The organism is Ochrobactrum sp. AP1BH01-1 (assembly GCF_018066705.1).
Lineage (GTDB): Bacteria > Pseudomonadota > Alphaproteobacteria > Rhizobiales > Rhizobiaceae > Brucella.
In genome coordinates this window covers 531,034-549,167 of record NZ_JAGPOU010000004.1, presented here as the reverse complement: position 1 = coordinate 549,167, position 18,134 = coordinate 531,034, and the positions used below count along the sequence as shown (strand labels likewise).

Sequence of the window (18,134 nt, the reverse complement as noted above, 5' to 3'; positions counted from 1 at the left end):
GCCGCCTTGCCGATTAAACTTCAGGCAATATTCACGGAAACCCACATGCTGAATCCATCGTCATGGCTTAAAGGCGGTTTGCGCCGGTCCGCCGCAGCTGCAATGCTGATTGCAAGCCTTTTGCCTGCGCCCGCGCACGCGCATCCGCATGTGTTCGCCGAAGCCCGCTTGGAACTCACCATCGCACCGGATGGCACCGTCCAGAAACTGGCGCATGTCTGGCGTTTCGATGACGTATTTTCCTCAACCGTTCTGATGGAGTTTGACAAGAATGGCGATCTCCAGCTCGACAAAAACGAGTTGGTCGAGCTCGGCCACGTCATCAATGGATCGATTGCCGAATTCAAATATTTCCAGACCGTACTGGATGACGGCAAGGATGTGAAAATGGCAAGGCCAACCGATCTTGCGGCCGATTTCGCCGACAATCGTCTGCTCATCATCTTTACGAGCAAGCCCGAAAAGCCGTTGAAGCTGGCACCCGGTCACAAGATCAGCTTCGGCGTCTATGACCCCACCTTCTATACCGCCATCGATTACATGAATGACAGCGATCTGGTTGTGAAGGGTCTGCCCGCAGGCTGCACATCGAAGGTTGTCCGCCCCGATCCGGATGAAGCGCTCGCCCAGAACCAGGCGACCCTGACCGATGCCTTCTTCAACGACCCGACGGGCACCGACATGTCGAAAATATTCGCAACCCGTCTCGAAATTGATTGCGCAGCAAAAGGAACCACTGGCTGATGAGAAAACCGGCGACCCTCATTCTGACCCTCTGTCTCACGGTGATCGTTGCGCAAGCCTATGCGCAGTCATCGCTCGGCATTGGCGCGAATGAGGTGGCGATGAAGCCGTCCGGGCCTTTCGCGCATATCATCCTCTGGATGAACGAGCAGCAGCGCTCGTTTTATCTCGCCATGACCAACGCGCTGAAAGCGATGCGTGAGGACCCATGGCAGGCTTCGGTGTTGGTCGGGCTTTCCTTCATCTACGGGATTTTTCATGCAGCAGGGCCGGGCCACGGCAAGGCCGTCATCTCGTCCTATATGATCGCCAATGAAACGGCGCTACGGCGCGGTATCTTCCTGTCGTTCATTTCATCGCTTTTGCAGGCGATCATGGCGATTGCCGTCGTCGGCCTCGCATGGTTCCTGCTGCGCGGCACTGGCATCTCCATGAACCAGACCGCACGCTATATGGAAATTGCGAGCTTTGCGCTTGTGCTGTTTTTCGGCCTCTGGCTTCTGGTACGCAAGCTGCCGCTGCTTTTCAGGAAGCAGGACAGTTCAAACCCCGGACCCGCCGCGTCGCTCTTTGCCGCAGCACCCGAACCGGCAATGGCTTCCGGTCCAGCCTGGCAGGGGAGTATTTCGCAATCCACGCGCGCGGCAGCAGCCGGCAGCACGGTCAAGCTCAACTACAAACCCGCAACCGCCGCGGCATCGGATCATGTCTTCATCGGCGAAGGCGATGTGTGCGCCGCATGCGGCAACGCCCATATTGCCGATCCGTCGACGCTGGGCGAAGATTTCAACTGGAAAACGGCCTGGTCGGCGATTTTCTCCGTGGGCCTGCGTCCCTGCTCCGGCGCGCTGATCGTGCTGACTTTCGCTTTGTTGAATGGCCTGATGGTGGGCGGACTGCTCTCGGTCTTCGCGATGGCCTTCGGGACGTTCATCACGGTAGCGATCCTCGCTACGCTGGCCGTGACCGCCAAAAACACGGCGCTGCGCTTTGCGGGCAGCAAGGCCATGTCGGGTCGCCTGAAGGCGGCAATCGAAGTCGCTGCCGCCCTTTTCATCGCATTGACGGGCGCATTGCTTCTCAGCGCCTCACTGGTCGGGTGATCGATCCTTGTTCTGCCGCTTCGAGCGTAGCCAGAAAATGGCGAAGAAACCCAGAACAAAGACAATCGGAAAGATGATCGCCGCGATTTGCGAACGCTCGCCCAGTGCCAGCATGATGCTCGGCACGAAATAGGCAAGCACCCCGAAGCCGATCAGGATAATGGCGGCGGCGATTGCCGGGTTGCTCTTCTTACGCTCAGCCAAGATCACGAAACTCCTCCAGCTTCTTCTTCTGCTGGCCGTCACTATCAAAGTTTTCCGGCGCAAGCCATGCCTGATAGGCTTGTCTCAAGGCAGGCCATTCGCTGTCGAGAATGGAGAACCACGCCGTATCGCGGTTCTTGCCTTTCGCTACCATATGCTGGCGGAAAACTCCCTCGAACGAAAAGCCGAAACGCTCTGCAGCCCGCTTGGAAGGTCCGTTTTCATTGTGGCACTTCCATTCATAGCGGCGATAGCCAAGCTCGTCGAAAATATACTGCATGAACAGGAACTGCGCTTCGGTTGCTGCCGGTTGGCGCGAAATCAGCGGACCCCAGTAAATGCTGCCTATCTCGATCACGCCATGGACGGAGTCGATGCGCATCAACGCCTGCCGTCCGGCAACCTTACCGCTCGCCTTGTCGATGACGGCGAAAAACAGCGGGTCGTCGCTCTTTGCCGCTTTCTCCAGCCATGGCTCGAATTCTTCACGGGTCGCAGGCGGAAACTCGAACAGCCAGGTAAAGCGCCGGTCTGCATCTGGCACGGAAGAGGCGTCGAAAAGCTCGTCACCATGCTTCTTCGGGTCCAGCGGCTCCAACCGCACATAGCGGCCTTCGAGTACCTTGCGTTCCGGCTTTGGGCGCGGCGTCCAGTTCTGCAAATCAGTCATGCATATTCTCCCATTCGACAGAGACAGGAGCATAAAAGAGGCGGGGCGAAAACCGGATTATTGTTCCCGCGTCATTTTTCCCGAATTGCCGCCCGGTCCACCGAAACCGCCTTCACCAGCGCCACCACACGGTCACCCGATTGCAGCGCAAGTTCGTCGACTGAGCGTCGCGTCAGCCGTGCGCCAAGACGACGCCCTTGAAAGTCCAGCGAAACATAGGCGTTGGGGCCGTCATCGGTCGTGATGGCCGTCACTGTAACCGGCAGAACATTGCGGATGCTGATCGCTTCCGGCGCCTTGCGCGCAATGGAGACGTCACGCGCGCGCACGCGCAGCCGCACATGCATACCCTGTTTCAGCCCTGCATCGCTGAGCTGGAACGATGCGCCGCCAAGATCGATTTCCGCCAGCTTGTAGCGCTCGTCGTAGGACGAAACCAGCCCTTCCAGCAGCACACCGCCGCCCTCGCCCTCGGCGTCGATCAGCGGAAACACATCCGTCGCCGCCCCGCTCGCCGTCACCCGGCCAGCGGATAGAAGCACGATCTGGTCGGCAAGCCGGGCGACTTCATCGATTTCATGGCTCACATAGACGATCGGCACATGACTTTCATCGCGAAGACGTTCGATAAAGGGTAATATTTCCTGCCTGCGTGCATGGTCGAGTGAGGAAAGCGGTTCGTCCAGCAAAAGCAGCGCGGGATCGGACAGAAGCGCGCGCCCGATGGCGACACGCTGGCGCTCGCCACCCGAAAGCGTCGATGGCCGCCTGTCAAGAAGATGATCGATGCCGAGCAGCGCCACCACCTCATCAAAGCTGCGGGTAGCCTGTCTATGTCCTGCCCAGCGCGCATAAGTCAGGTTGCGCTTGACGTTCATATGCGGGAAAAGCCGTGCTTCCTGAAAAACATAGCCGATCCGGCGCTTTTCCGGCGGCAGGTTTATGCCTTTTTCCGCATCGAACAGCGTGAAATTGCCCACAGCAATGCGTCCGCTCTCCGGGCGGAGCGTTCCGGCAATCATTTTCAACAAAGTCGTCTTGCCCGCGCCTGAATGGCCGAACAAAGCGGTCACGCCCCAGTCGGCGGCAAAATCGGCCTCGACAGCGAATTTGCCATTGCGTCCTTCAATCGAAACGGAAAGTCCGCTCATTTTGCCGCTCCTGCAAGCCTGCGCTGTAGCCATTCGGAGAGCACCACGGCAATAATTGAGATGGCTGCGGATATGGCAATGAGCCGGAAGGCTTCCGCGTCACCGGATGGGGTCTGCATCAGGGCATAGATGGCAAGCGAAAGCGTCTGCGTTTCGCCCGGAATGTTGGACACGAAGGTGATCGTGGCGCCGAACTCGCCCAGCGCCTTGGCAAAGCCCAGCACCCCGCCCGCAAGCACGCCCGGCAGCAGCGGCGGCAGGATGACAGTGAAAAAGGCCGTGAGCCGGTTGGCTCCAAGCGTTCGCGCCGCTTCCTCCAACCCGCGATCCAGTCCCTCTATTGAAAGCCTGATCGGGCGAACGAGCAGCGGAAAAGCCATCACGCCGGCAGCAAGGGCAGCGCCCGTCCATCGAAAGGAAAAGGAAATGCCGAACCACTCCTGCAACGGAGCACCAAACGCTCCACGCGCACCAAACAGGATCAGAAGCAGATAGCCCGTCACCACCGGGGGCAGAACCAGCGGCATGGTGACGATGGCCTGCGCCAGCGACTTGCCCGGAAAGTTGAACCGGGCAAGAAGCCATGCAACGACAAAAGCAACCGGCAGAGCGACGATGATGGCTATTCCGGCAACCCGGAGCGACAGCAGGACGATATACCAGAGATTGCCTTCGATCATTTTACTGAGCCGCCTCCGCAGCGCCCACAAAGCCCTTGTCCTTGATGATCGCCTGACCGGCATCGCTTTCAAGGAAAGCGAGGAAAGCCTTGGCGGCATCGGTTTCGTTCTTTGCAACGAGCGCTGCCGGATAGAGGATCGGTGCGTGGCTCGATGCCGGGAAGCGATAGGCTTCGATCAGTTCCGGCGCTGCGGCACGGTCCGATGCATAGACGATAGCCGCCTTCACCTCGGCGCGACTGACATATTGCAGCGCAACGCGCACATTCTCGGCAAAGACCGCGTTCTTTTCGACATCTTTCCAGATACCGAGCTTTTCAAGCGCTGCCTTGCCATACTTGCCTGCCGGAACATTGGACGGATCGCCCATGGCGAAACGGCCGGCGCTCAAAAGCTCCTTGGCCTCGCCTTTCGGCGTCTCCTTCTGGGTTGCGATCACCAGCGCATTGCCGGCGATCACCTTGCGCGAAGCCTTGTCGATGGCCTCGGCCTTTTCGACATAATCCATCCAGTCGAGATCGGCGGAAATGAAAATCTGCGCCGGTGCGCCCTGCTCGATCTGCTTGGCCAGAACCGACGAGGACGCGAAGGAAGCCACGATCTCCGTGCCATCCTTGGCCTTCATCTGCCTGGCGGCTTCTTCGATAACATCCTTCATGCTGGCGGCGGCAAAGACCGTTACCTTCTCGGCAGCATGAGCGACCGAGGCAGCGCCCGCAGCAACGGTGATGAGAAATGCGGCGATAAGTTTCTTCATGAATATCCTCCATATCGCCTGCAACAGCAGGCAAACCATCATCCGCCGGAAAACCGGCGCTGTTTCTGCTCGGGCATCGGAGATTTCCCATGCCCTGACTTGCGATGATGGGTGTGATGGAGGCAAACGCGACCCGGATGCCGTCAGACCCTTGATACACGGGCGTCCATGCAAAAGCCGCCCAAAATTCCACAACGAATTCAGATCGTTCCAGAATCGAGCTTACCATAGTGCGAGTAGATTTGTTTGGCTAGCCCACGGGCCTGCGGCAAAGGAACTGTTCCGCTCAACTGCCGATATGCTTATGCGCCCCGCGCTTCTCGGCAAGCTTCACCTGCTTCTGGCGCTCCGCATAACGGGCGCGATCTTCCGGCGAACGTTCGTCATAGCAACCGGCACAGGAAACGCCCTCCTCGAAAAACTGCGAAAGCTTGTCTTCCGGCGAAATCGGACGGCGGCAGGCGCGGCAAAGTTCCACATCGCTTTCAGCAAGGCCATGGCCAACCGCCACGCGCTCATCGAACACGAAGCATTCGCCATTCCACATGCTTTCCTCGCGCGGCACTTCCTCCAGATATTTCAGGATGCCTCCCTTGAGATGGAAGACGTCCTCGAAGCCCAGTCCCTTGACGAAGGCCGTTGCCTTTTCGCAGCGAATGCCACCCGTGCAGAACATGGCAATCTTCTTGCCTTCCAACCTGTCGCGGTTCTGCTCGACCCATTCGGGAAATTCACGAAAAGTCTTGGTTTGCGGATCGATCGCCCCCTCGAAAGTGCCGATGGCATATTCATAATCGTTGCGCGTGTCGACCACGACGGTGTTCTCATCGGCAATGAGCGCGTTCCAATCCTGCGGCGCGACATAGGTGCCGACGCTTTTCAGCGGATCGATACCCTCGACACCCATGGTGACGATCTCGCGCTTCAGACGCACCTTCATGCGGTGGAACGGCATTTCGCTCGCATGGGAATATTTGAGTTCGGGCTGCGCCAGACCGGGGATGGCCGTGATGTGCTGCACGAGCTTTTCAATCGCCTCGGCAGTGCCTGCGACCGTCCCGTTAATGCCTTCCGCCGCCAGAAGCAACGTTCCCTTGATGCCATTCGAGCAGCAAAGCTGAGCCAGCGGCTCGCGCAGGCTCTCATATTGCGGTAGCGGCGCAAAGCAATAAAGGGCGGCAACGGTGAAAGGCAAATTGCTCATCGGTCCAGTCTTCTTTGAAAATTCATCCCGCAACTAATCCCCGCAAACGGCGAATTCAAGTCAACTTTATCCTCATGCGGCGAAGTCACCTCAAAATCAGGCTTGAAGTCCAATTTTTGAGGAGCAGTACATGTTCGACAGCCAGACGATTGCAGCCCTGACAGTGATGGCGAATGAAGCAAACATTGATCCGGCGGCTTTGCTGGCGATTGCGGAGGTGGAGAGCGGCGGTCGCGCGCTCTATGACGTTAACGGCGGCAAGGAACCGGCCATCCGGTTCGAGGGGCATTATTTCGACCGCAGGCTTTCCGGACGCTTGCGCGATTATGCGAGGAGCAACGGCCTGTCGGCGCCGGTTGCAGGCCGCATACGCAATCCGAAATCGCAAGGCGAACGCTGGCTCCTGCTTGAGCGAGCGATGGGGTTGAACAAGAAGGCGGCGCTTGAATCCACCTCCTGGGGGCTGGGGCAGGTCATGGGTGCGCATTGGGAATGGCTTGGCTACCCAACCATCGAGGACTTTGTCGCGGAAGCACGCCAATCGGTAGCCGGACAAGCGCGGCTGATGCTACGCTTTATCGAAAAAGCAGAGCTTCTTGAGGTTCTCAAAACCCGCAACTGGCGGGAATTCGCCCGACGCTATAATGGCCCTGCATTTGCCCGCAACGAATATGACAAGCGCATGGCCGATGCCTATCAGCGCTGGCAAAAACAGCTCGACACTCTTAAAAGAGCCGCATGAACAAGTACCTTTCGGCGGTGGACAAACCGCCGACAGGGATTTAAATCGATTTATCCACTCAAACAGCCGAGCAAGCCGATGACCCAGAAAACCGATCTTCTCGTTCCCATCATGACAGGCCAGCCGGTCATTCCGGTTCTGTTGATCGACAAGGTGGAACATGCTGTTCCCCTGGCGCGTGCGCTTGCCAAGGGTGGATTGCCCGCCATCGAGATCACCTTGCGCACCGCAGCTGCGCTCGACGCTATCCGTGCCGTCGCGTCTGAAGTGCCGGAAGCAATCGTCGGCGCCGGTACGATCCTCAACGCCAAGCAGTATGAGGATGCGGCGAAGGCGGGTTCGCGCTTCATCGTAAGCCCCGGCGCTACGAAATATATCGTTGCCGCCGCCAACGACAGCGACGTGCCGCTTTTGCCCGCCGCGATTACGCCGAGCGAGATGCTGGCGCTGCGCGAGGAAGATTACACCCACCTGAAATTCTTCCCGGCTGAACAGGCAGGCGGCGCATCGTTCCTGAAGGCGCTCTCCTCGCCGCTTGCCGGAACGTTCTTCTGCCCGACGGGCGGCATCAGCCTTGCCAATGCCAAAAATTACCTCTCGCTGCCGAATGTTGTTTGCGTCGGCGGCTCTTGGGTTGCGCCGAAGGAACTGGTTGAGGCAGGTGATTGGGACGCTATCACGAAGCTTGCGAGCGAAGCAGCCGGACTGAAAGGCTGAGCGAGCCCAAATGGGAATATAAAAAGGGGCCTTCGGGGCCCCTTTTCTTTTGATTTATTTTGATCTGACCGGCGATCAGTTGGTTTCCGTGAACTTGGCCACGGTCAGGAAGGTCACGGCATTGCCGCTGAACTGGTTGGCGCGTTCGGTCGGCAGATTGCCGCGCTGGAAACCTGCCGTGTAGACCATGGCTGGCGCGGAACGCAGGGCGTCGTTGCGGAGAACCGGGTTTGTGACTGGCACAGTGCTGGAAACGGATTCCGTCGACAGCGCGACTTCCGAAGTCGGCATTACAGCGGGCTGGACGACCGCGCGCGGCTTGGATTGGGTCTTGGCAATGTAGCGTCCGCCCTTTGCAGTGGTGCGAACGCCTGTTTCCGCCGCCATGCCGATCGCTGCAACCTGCTTATGGGCGGCGGCTGAAGCCCTGGCCGTCGGCTTGGCTGGCGCCGTGCGGGCCACCGAAGCCGTCTGCACGGCTGCCGGAGCCTGTTTCGGCGCAGCGTCTGCCACAGGCTTGTTGTCATAATAATCGTCGGAAGGCGGTGCAATCAGCTCGCCGATCTCGTCCTTCTTGGAAAGCAGGGCAAGCTGTGTATTGGCGCGCGGTGCTTCCTTCGGCAGCGGGAAAGCTGCCGTTTCACCCGGCTGCGGCACGTCAACATTGCCAGCCTCGGCGACTTGTGTCGGCTCGGCCTGCTCGCTGTTGACCAGCGCGGCAATCGCATCCTGGCCGCTTGCGGCAGGTTTTTCGCCTGGACGCGTCGGACGTGCTGACGGGATCACTGCGGCGGCAAGCTGCATATTATCCGTTTCAAGCTGCGGGCGAGCCGATGGCACCGGCACAAAACCGTTCATCAGCGGCGAAGGCGTGCCGGCATCGGCAACCTGAACCGTGTTTGCATCCACCGCAGCGCGGGCGGCGGCGGCAGCATCGGCGGCAGGTGCGGCTGCGGCGAGCGCCAGGGCATCCTGCGGCGCCATTGCCGGTTTGCGGGCCGGAATCGGAACATTGAGCGCGGCCACCGGAACTTCCGTGGCGGCCTGCGCCTGGGCATCAAGCCCGGCTTCCGGACGAGGCGCCTGCATCGGCACCGGAGCCTCGCGGGCAGGCAAGGCGGCAACCATCGTTTCACGCGGCTGCTGGACCGGCTCTTCCGGAACCGCCGGAGCCTGACGCGCAGGCACTGCGCGGGCAGGACGTGCGGACGCCGGTGGAGCGCTCACCTCACCGCCGCTTTCTTCTTCTTCGTCGGCGCCACCACCGCCAAACAACGCGCCGAACAGACTCTTGCTGCGACGAGGCGAGGAATTGCTGGCCACCATGATCTCGCCGCCACCAGCCTTGCGCTTTTCGATCATGGCCAGTGCCTGCTCATAACCGGGCAATGGCTTGCCGTCCGCCGGAAGGTGAGCGGTTTTGCCGTCCGGGAACAGCGCGAGCAGCTCGCGGCGGCTCATGCGCGGCCAGGAGCGGACATTGCCGACATCCATATGGACGAAAGGCGAGCCGGAACGCGGATAATAGCCGACGCCGCCGATCTGATAGCGCATGCCGATGCCGCGCAGCTTGGCCAGGGGAACGCCGGGAATGTAGAAGTCCATCGCGCGGCCAAGCATGTGCTGGCTCTTCTTGGCAACGCCGGTGTTGGCGGAACGCGAACGCAGCATGGCATTGGTTGCCGGGGAACGATAAGCGGAGACAACGGTGATATACTGGCTCGAACCGGTGGAGCGATAAACCTGCCAGATCAGATCGAACAGGCGCGGGTCCATCTTGGTCGGCTCGTTGCGGCGCCAGTCACGCAGAAAAACGTTGAGCTTCTTCAAACCCTGCGCATCGAAGCGACCGTTTCTCTTGAAGACGATTTCCGCCTTTTCGCCGGTATGAACGTAATAAAGCTTGAGAGAGCGGGTTTCAGCCGAAGCCTGCGAAGGAGACAGCGCCAGGACAACCGCAGCGACGGCAAGGGCAGACGGAACGGACGCAGATACCTTCATCCTGGCCTTTATTCCGGTCCAAACCTTCGCAAAGCGCGCTTTAATGGTCGATATGCTGTTCATCGAATCGTATCGCCTTACCGTTTTCCGCCCCCAGAGGCATTCTCCAGGCTTCCCTCGGGGCTTTCTTTGTGGTGCCACAAAAAGCCTGCGTCCCAGTTCCGCTCGAACTCCGATTGTCGGATTTAATGGTTAATGGACGCTTAGTGAACAACAAATGAGGAAACACCATGGCAAAAAAGCCACACACGTGCATCTATTTTCGCCATGGTTAAAAAATTATTAACAGTCTTTAATTCGCAACAGTACCTGCGAGGACCGACAGCATATCTATTATAAATGACTAAAATTCAATATGTTAGGTGGAATTTGTCAGCCCGCGATACGGTTGAAAGGGGTGATATCCGCCTCTTCATCGACACCCGATCCCTTGCCGGAAATCGACGCCACATCGATGCCATATTCCTTCAGCTTGCGGTAAAGCGTGGTTCTTCCGATACCCAGACGCCGGGCAACTTCGCTGATCTGTCCGTCGTAATGAGCGATCGCGAACCGGATCATTTCCTCCTCGGCTGCGGCAAGCGTGCGAACCTCGCCCGTCCCGTCTATTCCACTGAACAGACCGGTCGAAGTCACGCCTGAATCCTGATCGACAAGGTTGAACCGGGCGGATTGCTGTGCGGACCTGATAGCCTCGCTGCCCGCACCTATCTGCGCGAAATCACCCGCTGTCAGCTCGCCAGTGTCGCAGAGGATCACAGCACGGTAAACTGCATTTTTCAGTTCCCGCACATTGCCGGGCCAATGATACGCCTTCAGCTTTTCCAGCGCGTGGGTGGTGATACCGGCGATATGTCCCATCCGCTCCTCGCTGACATAGCGCATCATGAACTGATGCAGAAGGATCGGGATATCTTCCGGACGATTGCGCAAGGGCGGCATGGCTATGGCAAAGGAACCAAGCAGATGGTAAAGCCCGGCATGAAAGCGCCCCATGTCGACGAGATCGGCCAGCGGACGGCTGTTCGACGCCATGATGCGCGCATTGGAAAGCGTGCGCTCGCCCCCGGTTTCGAACTGACCGGACTGCATCGCGGCAAAGAGCTTGATCTGTGTGTGGCGCGGCAGCGCACCGACTTCGTCAAGGAAAAGCGTACCGCCATCGGCTTCCGCAAGCTTTCCTAGGCTGCGTAGAGTATCGCCATCGCGACGGTCGCGGCGCGCTGTCGAAACGCCGAAAAAAACTTCGTCGGCATTATCCACCGTCAGGGTGCGACAATCGACTGTCACGAACGGGCCACGCCAACGGACGCTGCCGCTGCAAATGGCGCGCGCCAGTGTCTCCTTGCCGCTACCGGGTTCTCCTTCGATCAGAAGCGGCGCATCCAGCGCCGAAGCCCGGCGTGCCAGAATGCTGACCCGCTCCATTTCCGAACTCTTGATCGCCATATCGGAAAGCGTCAGATGGGCCTTCAACGAGGAACGCGCGCGGCGGATTTCCTGCGTGAGCGCATCGATCTTCAGCACATTGGAAACGGAAACCTGCACGCGCTCGAAGGCGACCGGCTTGGTCACGAAATCGACCGCACCCATTTTCATGGCCTGCAAAACCGGCTGGAGATCATCGTTTTGAACGAGGACGATAACCGGGACGCTGTTTCCGGCTTCACGCATGCGCCGCAACACGGTCAGACCATCCATATCCGGCATGGACAGATCGAGCAGCATGAGGACAATATCCTTACGCTGGCTGACGAAGCTGAGTGCGCTGGCCCCGCCATCCGCCAGGATGGTCCGATAGCCCATGCGCATGACTATCGCTTCCAGATTGCGTCGATGGATCGGATCGTCATCCGCTATGAGTATGCGCGTGGCCATTAACAGCTATCATTACCTATGAAGTTCCCACGCCCGAAATACCTAAACAGTTTAAATGTCTCATATTCCAGGCGCGTTATTTGGTGCCAAGCTCTCAACGAATGCAAGGTACTAAAATGTGCCCCGGTGTCCCATTTCACAAAATTTGTATCCTGAATCCACTTTTTGCTTCAGACTATCTGCTTATCCGCCACCCGACGCCGGACAAGCCATCACAAATGATCGAAGCCCTTTTCCCACCTCTTGGCGATCATGACAAGACGTGCGAGAAGGAACTTAATAGAGCGGTTTCGGGTAACGCGGAATCGTGGAGCCGCTCTATCTCTTTGTTTGTACGCATTATCCGACGCATCGAAGCGGGATAAGAAATCAGTCCAGTGAACTGATTTCCCCGCGTAGGCGCTTCGCACTTTTGCTGGAAATGCTCTTGGAGAATGTTCATGACCCGCTTTTCAGAATCCGTTTCCTTCAACAAAGCCTTGCATGCGCCCGGCGGCGATGCGGCGGCTGCTGAAAAGGGGGATCTCGGCAATCTGCCGGAATGGAATCTGGGCGATCTTTATCCATCAGCCGACGGCCCGGAACTGAAAAGCGACATTGAAAAGGCCATGAAGGATGCGGCGGCCTTCGAAGAACGCTGGAAAGGCAAGCTGGGCGACGAAGCGGCCAAAGCCAATGGCGGCACTTTTGCCGATGCTATCAAGGAATTCGAGGCTCTGGACGAACTGATGGGCCGTATCGGCTCTTTCGCTGGCCTCTATTATTACGGCGACACGACCGACCCGAAGCGCATGAAGCTTTTCGGCGATATGCAGCAAAAGCTGACAGACGCCAGCACGCATCTCATTTTTTTCGGCCTTGAACTGAACCGCATTGATGATGCAGTTCTCGAAAAGGCAATGAACGACAATGCGGACATCGGCCATTACCGCCCGTGGCTGACCGATCTGCGGCTGGACAAGCCGTACCAGCTCGACGACAAGCTGGAGCAGCTCTTCCACGAAAAGTCGATCACCGGCTATAGCGCCTGGAACCGGCTTTTCGATGAAACCATGTCGGGACTTCGCTTTGAAATTGACGGCGAGGAGCTCAGCATCGAGCCGACCCTGAACATGCTTCAGGACGCCGATGGCGCTGTGCGCAAGAAGGCATCGGAAGCGCTGGCCAAAACTTTTGCAGCCAATCTGCGCACATTCACGCTGATCACCAACACGCTCGCCAAGGACAAGGAAATCTCCGACCGCTGGCGCGGATTTCAGGACATCGCCGATAGCCGCCACCTCGCCAATCGCGTCGAACGGGATGTGGTGGATGCGCTGGCGAAGGCCGTGGAAGAGGCATATCCACGCCTTTCGCACCGCTATTATGCCTTGAAAGCCAAGTGGCTCGGCCTCGAGAAGCTTGAAAACTGGGACCGCAACGCACCGCTGCCGGAAACGCCGCAGGCGCTGATCCCGTGGGACGAAGCACGCGAAACCGTGCTCTCCGCCTACGGCAATTTTGCGCCGGAAATGGCGGAGATCGCCAAGAAGTTCTTCGACAGGAACTGGATCGATGCGCCGGTTCGTCCCGGCAAGGCGCCGGGCGCATTTGCGCATCCGACCGTGCCGTCAGTGCATCCATATGTGCTGCTCAACTATATGGGCAAGCCCCGCGATGTGATGACGCTGGCTCATGAGCTGGGTCATGGTGTGCATCAGGTTCTTGCAGGCGGTCAGGGCGCGCTGATGGCTTCGACGCCGCTGACGCTTGCCGAAACCGCATCCGTGTTCGGCGAAATGCTGACCTTCCGTTCGCTCCTGGAGCGCACGAAGGACAAGCGCGAACGCAAGGCCATGCTGGCGCAGAAGGCCGAAGACATGATCAACACGGTCGTGCGCCAGATCGCCTTCTACCAGTTCGAGCGTCGTGTCCATACCGAACGGCGCGAGGGGGAACTGACTGCCGAACGCATCGGCGAAATCTGGTTGGATGTGCAGCGCGAAAGCCTTGGCGATGCCGTCAATCTCAATCCGGGCTACGAGATCTTCTGGACCTATATCCCGCATTTCATCCACTCGCCGTTCTATGTCTATGCCTATGCTTTCGGCGACTGCCTGGTAAACTCGCTCTATGCGGTCTACCAGAACTCGGAAAAGGGCTTCCAGCAGAAGTATTTCGATATGCTCAAGGCTGGCGGCACCAAGCATCACAAGGAATTGCTGGCGCCATTCGGCCTTGATGCGAGCGATCCGGATTTCTGGAGCAAGGGCCTGTCGGTGATCGAAGGCATTATCGACGAACTTGAAGCCATGGAAGACTGAGCAAACCTGTGACCCAGCCGGGTAACAAACCGCTTATTCTCTTTCGAGACGACAAGGCGGGCCGCGATGTGCTTTTCGCGGCCCCTTCATCGATCATCCGCGCCGAAACGCCGGACGAGTTCGAACCCGCATGGGATGCGTTGCAAGAGGCCCACAATGCCGGAAAGTGGCTTGCGGGCTATCTTTCCTATGAAGCTGGCTATCTTCTCGAACCCAAGCTGAAAACGCTCCTGCCCGAGGGGCGCAATGCGCCGCTTCTCTGCTTCGGCGTTTTCGACGGCCCTTCCGATGAGCAGATGCACGGTCGCAGCGAAGACAATGCCACCTTTCTGCGCGACCCGCTCGCGCAATGGTCGTTCGATGACTATGCGCCACGCTTCGAGCGGCTTCACCAGCATTTACGCGAGGGCGATTGCTATCAGGGCAACCTCACCTTTCCGGTCCACGCGGAATGGGGCGGCGATCCGCTGGTCTTGTTCAACATGCTCGCGAAACGTCAGCCGGTTCGCTATGCGACCTATTGCAATCTGGGCGGGCCGGTCATCCTGTCGCGCTCGCCGGAACTTTTCTTCGAGGTCGATGGCGATGGATGGATCGAAACCCACCCGATGAAGGGCACAATGCAGCGTGGCGCGACGCCTGAAGAAGACGAGCAAAACCGCCAGTTCCTGCTGAACGATCCGAAGAACCAGGCCGAAAACCGCATGATCGTCGACCTGCTGCGCAACGACATTTCGCTCGTCAGTGAAGTAGGTTCGCTCGACGTGCCGGAACTCTTCCGCGTCGAAACCTATCCCACCGTCCATCAGATGATCAGCCGCGTGCGGGCCAGACTGAAGGAAAACCTATCCCTGCGCTCAATTTTTGCCGCCCTTTTTCCTTGCGGCTCGATCACAGGCGCGCCGAAGATCAGCGCCATGGAAATCTTGCGTAGACTGGAGACCGGGCCGCGCGACATCTATTGCGGCTCGCTCGGCTGGATCGAGCCAAGCGGACGGATGCGTTTCAACGTTGCCATCCGCACGATCTCGCTTCTGGATGAAAATCGTGCGATCTTCAATGTCGGGGGCGGTGTGGTCTTCGATTCCACAGCGCAAGCGGAGTACGAGGAATGTCTTCTGAAAGCACGGTTCGCGGCACTGTCGAGCCACACGGGGCGCAAGCCGTGACGATGGAACCCGATTATCAACTCATCGAAACGATGCGCTCAGAACCGCTCTCCGGCATTCTGCGCTTCGATCTGCACATGGCGCGCCTTGAGAATTCCGCCCGTGAACTGGGCTTTGCCTGCAATATGGAAGCCATTCGGCAGAAGGTTGCGGAAATCGGGTCCGGTGAACAGGCTTTGAAACTGCGGCTGACGCTCGCTCCGGATGGGGTCGTCAATGTCTCGAGCGTTCCCTACGAACCCTTGCCAGCCCAAACGGTTTGGCGGATCGCGATTGCCCGCACGCATCTCGATCACAACGATCCCCTGCTACGCCACAAGACGACGCGGCGGCAAGCCTATATCGCGGCTCGCGAGGAGTACTCACCGGCAGAGATAGACGAAGTCATCCTGCTCAATGACCGGGGCGAGGTCTGCGAAGGAACCATTACCTCGATATTTCTGGATGTCGGCGGCGCGGCCTGCATGACCCCATCGCTTTCGTGTGGCCTTCTTGACGGTGTGCTGCGACGCGAGCTGCTGAACGACAATGTCGTTGAAGAGGGTATCGTTACCGTTGAAACGTTGAAAAACGCGCGCAACATCCTTGTCGGCAATTCGCTGCGCGGCATGATCCGGGCAAAGCTGGTCGAGGCGTAAATGCTAATTCGCATTAAACATGTATTGATGTCATAGGCTTGTGACGTTTCTTTCTTTCTATGAAGTTGTGTTATCGTTCCCGCGCATAAGCTAAACCGGGACATGAATAGCCCGACACCGCAATTCTGCGGCATCCAAGAGGAAGAAAATGGCGAAAGCGAAATGGCAAGTCTATGGCGAGATAACCGGCCCCGTCATCATGATCGGCTTCGGGTCGATCGGGCGCGGTACCCTGCCGCTGATTGAACGTCATTTCAAATTCGACAAATCGCGCATGGTCGTGATCGATCCCAGCGAAGCCAACCGCAAGATCCTCGACGACAAGGGCATCCGCTTTCTCAAGGAAGCGATCACGAAGGATAATTACAAGAAGGTTCTCGGCCCCCTGCTGAAAGGAACGGAGGGCCAGCCCTTCATCGTCAATCTTTCGGTCGATACCGGATCGCTCGATCTGATGCGTTACGCCCGGGAGCATGGCGCGCTTTACATCGACACGGTGGTGGAACCCTGGCTCGGCTTTTATTTCGATGAACAAGCCGACAATGCCTCGCGCACCAATTATGCGCTGCGCGAAACGGTCCGCGCTGAAAAGCGCAAGAACCCCGGTGGCACGACTGCGGTTTCCTGCTGCGGCGCCAATCCCGGCATGGTCTCATGGTTCGTCAAGAAAGCGCTGGTGAACCTTGCGACCGAACTGAAGCTCGATTTCACCGAACCGCCGGCGGATGACCGTCACGGCTGGGCGAAACTGATGAAAAAGGCTGGTGTCAAAGGCATCCACATCGCCGAACGCGACACCCAGCGCGCCAAGGAGCCGAAGCCTTTCAACACTTTCTGGAACACGTGGTCTGTCGAAGGCTTTATCGCCGAAGGCCTGCAACCGGCGGAACTTGGCTGGGGCAGCCATGAGAAATGGATGCCCAAGAACGCCCGCAAGCAGAAGAAGGGCAACAAGGCCGCGATTTTCCTTGAACAGCCCGGCGGCAATACCCGCATCCGTACCTGGTGCCCGACGCTGGGCGCGCAATATGGCCTGCTGGTCACGCACAATGAAGCGATTTCCATCGCCGACTTTTTCACGCTGCGTGACAAGAAGGGCAAGCTCGACTTCCGCCCAACCTGCCATTACGCGTACCACCCGAGCAACGACGCCATTCTGGCGCTTGACGAAATGTTTGGCGCCGCTGGCCGGGCCCAGCCAGTACAGCACGTTCTGGAAGAGCATGAAATTCTGGATGGCAGCGATGAGCTCGGCGTGCTGCTTTATGGACACGACAGGAATGCCTATTGGTACGGCTCGCAACTGACCGTCGAGGAAGCCCGCAAGCTCGCGCCCTATCAGAACGCAACCGGCCTGCAGGTTTCCTCGGCAGTGCTGGCGGGCATGGTGTGGGCCTTGGAAAATCCGCAGAGCGGCATCGTCGAGACCGATGAAATGGATTACCGCCGCTGCCTCGAAGTCCAGATGCAGTATCTCGGCCCTGTGAACGGTTATTATACCGACTGGACGCCACTGGAAGGTCGCGGCCATCTGTTCAAGGAAGACCTCGATACCAAGGACCCATGGCAGTTCCGCAATATTCTGGTGCGTTGATTGAACCGGCCCGGTTTCGACCGGGCCATTCCATGAGGATATGCGTCTGTCCCTCTCTGCCCGCAACATGATAAGGCTGGCTGCAAGCCGGTTTCCCGATCTGATGGCTCTGATCTGCGGACTTCTGGTTTTGCCCTGGATTCTGGGCGTCCCGGGTCACCCTGACCCGATGGTACGGCTTGGATGGACGATCGGACTTGTGTCGCTTGTCTTCTATCTCGTTCTCTACCAGATAACGAAATCCATTGCTTCCAACGGATCGCTCAAGAACCGTGTTACGGTTCAGCGCTATCTCCGCCGCGTGCTTGCGGCGTCGTCAGGCATTGTAACCGTTATGATGGTAATATCCGCCATGCTGGTGTTCAGGTCCTGAGAGCGAACGGAAGGAACCGGCCTGCGCTCTGTCCTGCGCGGCGATCTTGCATCATTGCTAACAAATCGACAGAGCGGACAACTATTCCTCGCAATGAGGGCTTGTTTTCGTGAAAGTTTCAATACATCAAACTAATCATCCCCGAGCGGTTCCCATCAGCACGGAATCGTTGATACCGCTCTAAATATCTGGTTTACGCATTTCAG

The 18,134-nt window shown here is 58.2% G+C and carries 17 protein-coding genes; 9 read left to right on the top strand and 8 right to left on the bottom strand.

Annotation, left to right across the window (positions count from 1 at the left end):
- Nucleotides 1-45 precede the first annotated feature (45 nt).
- Nucleotides 46-744, top strand: coding sequence for a DUF1007 family protein (locus J9800_RS17445; RefSeq protein ID WP_114216437.1), 699 nt, complete (start codon nt 46-48; stop codon nt 742-744).
- A complete protein-coding gene (locus J9800_RS17440) occupies nt 744-1,847 on the top strand; it encodes a nickel/cobalt transporter (RefSeq protein ID WP_114216438.1) in 1,104 nt (367 codons plus the stop codon). The genes J9800_RS17445 and J9800_RS17440 overlap by 1 nt, the downstream gene beginning before the upstream one ends.
- Here the strand turns inward: J9800_RS17440 and J9800_RS17435 are convergent.
- The 6 genes from J9800_RS17435 to trhO form a co-directional block, all read right to left on the bottom strand.
- Nucleotides 1,833-2,057: a hypothetical protein gene (locus tag J9800_RS17435; protein WP_114216439.1), complete on the bottom strand. Its 225-nt coding sequence runs from the start codon at nt 2,055-2,057 to the stop codon at nt 1,833-1,835. The two genes, J9800_RS17440 and J9800_RS17435, sit on opposite strands and share 15 nt — an antisense overlap.
- A complete protein-coding gene (locus tag J9800_RS17430) occupies nt 2,044-2,721 on the bottom strand; it encodes a GNAT family N-acetyltransferase (RefSeq protein WP_114216440.1) in 678 nt (225 codons plus the stop codon). Before J9800_RS17430 ends, J9800_RS17435 begins: the two co-directional genes overlap by 14 nt.
- A gap of 71 nt (nt 2,722-2,792) precedes the next feature.
- Complete coding sequence (gene modC, locus J9800_RS17425; protein ID WP_114216441.1) at nt 2,793-3,872, bottom strand: molybdenum ABC transporter ATP-binding protein; 1,080 nt, start codon at nt 3,870-3,872, stop codon at nt 2,793-2,795.
- On the bottom strand, nt 3,869-4,552 hold the full coding sequence (gene modB, locus J9800_RS17420) for a molybdate ABC transporter permease subunit (protein ID WP_114216442.1): 684 nt from the start codon (nt 4,550-4,552) through the stop codon (nt 3,869-3,871). Before modB ends, modC begins: the two co-directional genes overlap by 4 nt.
- A gap of 1 nt (nt 4,553) precedes the next feature.
- Nucleotides 4,554-5,309, bottom strand: coding sequence for a molybdate ABC transporter substrate-binding protein (gene modA, locus J9800_RS17415; RefSeq protein ID WP_114216443.1), 756 nt, complete (start codon nt 5,307-5,309; stop codon nt 4,554-4,556).
- A 286-nt stretch (nt 5,310-5,595) separates the two neighbouring features.
- The gene (gene trhO, locus J9800_RS17410; protein ID WP_114216444.1) at nt 5,596-6,513 is read right to left on the bottom strand and encodes an oxygen-dependent tRNA uridine(34) hydroxylase TrhO; all 918 of its coding nucleotides are present in this window, start codon (nt 6,511-6,513) and stop codon (nt 5,596-5,598) included.
- Nucleotides 6,514-6,643: 130 nt separating this feature from the next.
- Between trhO and J9800_RS17405 the strand changes: the two genes are divergently transcribed.
- The gene (locus J9800_RS17405) at nt 6,644-7,255 is read left to right on the top strand and encodes an N-acetylmuramidase family protein (protein ID WP_114216445.1); all 612 of its coding nucleotides are present in this window, start codon (nt 6,644-6,646) and stop codon (nt 7,253-7,255) included.
- A 78-nt stretch (nt 7,256-7,333) separates the two neighbouring features.
- Nucleotides 7,334-7,972, top strand: coding sequence for a 2-dehydro-3-deoxy-phosphogluconate aldolase (locus tag J9800_RS17400; protein ID WP_114216446.1), 639 nt, complete (start codon nt 7,334-7,336; stop codon nt 7,970-7,972).
- Nucleotides 7,973-8,047: 75 nt separating this feature from the next.
- Here J9800_RS17400 and J9800_RS17395 read toward each other — a convergent pair whose 3' ends face one another.
- Both J9800_RS17395 and J9800_RS17390 read right to left on the bottom strand, forming a co-directional pair.
- Entirely contained in the window at nt 8,048-10,036 is a 1,989-nt protein-coding gene (locus tag J9800_RS17395) for a peptidoglycan L,D-endopeptidase MepK (RefSeq protein ID WP_114216447.1), read from the bottom strand.
- Between the two features lie 309 nt (nt 10,037-10,345).
- Nucleotides 10,346-11,851 (bottom strand): sigma-54-dependent transcriptional regulator, encoded by a 1,506-nt coding sequence (locus tag J9800_RS17390; protein ID WP_114216448.1) that lies wholly within the window; start codon nt 11,849-11,851, stop codon nt 10,346-10,348.
- Between the two features lie 440 nt (nt 11,852-12,291).
- On the opposite strand from J9800_RS17390, the gene J9800_RS17385 reads away from it, so the two are divergent.
- The 5 genes from J9800_RS17385 (at nt 12,292) to J9800_RS17365 (ending at nt 17,928) form a co-directional block, all read left to right on the top strand.
- The gene (locus J9800_RS17385; RefSeq protein ID WP_210845896.1) at nt 12,292-14,154 is read left to right on the top strand and encodes a M3 family oligoendopeptidase; all 1,863 of its coding nucleotides are present in this window, start codon (nt 12,292-12,294) and stop codon (nt 14,152-14,154) included.
- An 8-nt stretch (nt 14,155-14,162) separates the two neighbouring features.
- Complete coding sequence (locus tag J9800_RS17380; protein ID WP_114216451.1) at nt 14,163-15,323, top strand: aminodeoxychorismate synthase component I; 1,161 nt, start codon at nt 14,163-14,165, stop codon at nt 15,321-15,323.
- A complete protein-coding gene (locus tag J9800_RS17375) occupies nt 15,266-15,961 on the top strand; it encodes an aminotransferase class IV family protein (RefSeq protein ID WP_114216604.1) in 696 nt (231 codons plus the stop codon). Before J9800_RS17380 ends, J9800_RS17375 begins: the two co-directional genes overlap by 58 nt.
- 148 nt (nt 15,962-16,109) lie before the next feature.
- Nucleotides 16,110-17,555, top strand: coding sequence for a homospermidine synthase (locus J9800_RS17370; protein ID WP_114216452.1), 1,446 nt, complete (start codon nt 16,110-16,112; stop codon nt 17,553-17,555).
- A 40-nt stretch (nt 17,556-17,595) separates the two neighbouring features.
- Nucleotides 17,596-17,928: a hypothetical protein gene (locus J9800_RS17365; protein WP_114216453.1), complete on the top strand. Its 333-nt coding sequence runs from the start codon at nt 17,596-17,598 to the stop codon at nt 17,926-17,928.
- Nucleotides 17,929-18,134: the final 206 nt, after the last annotated feature.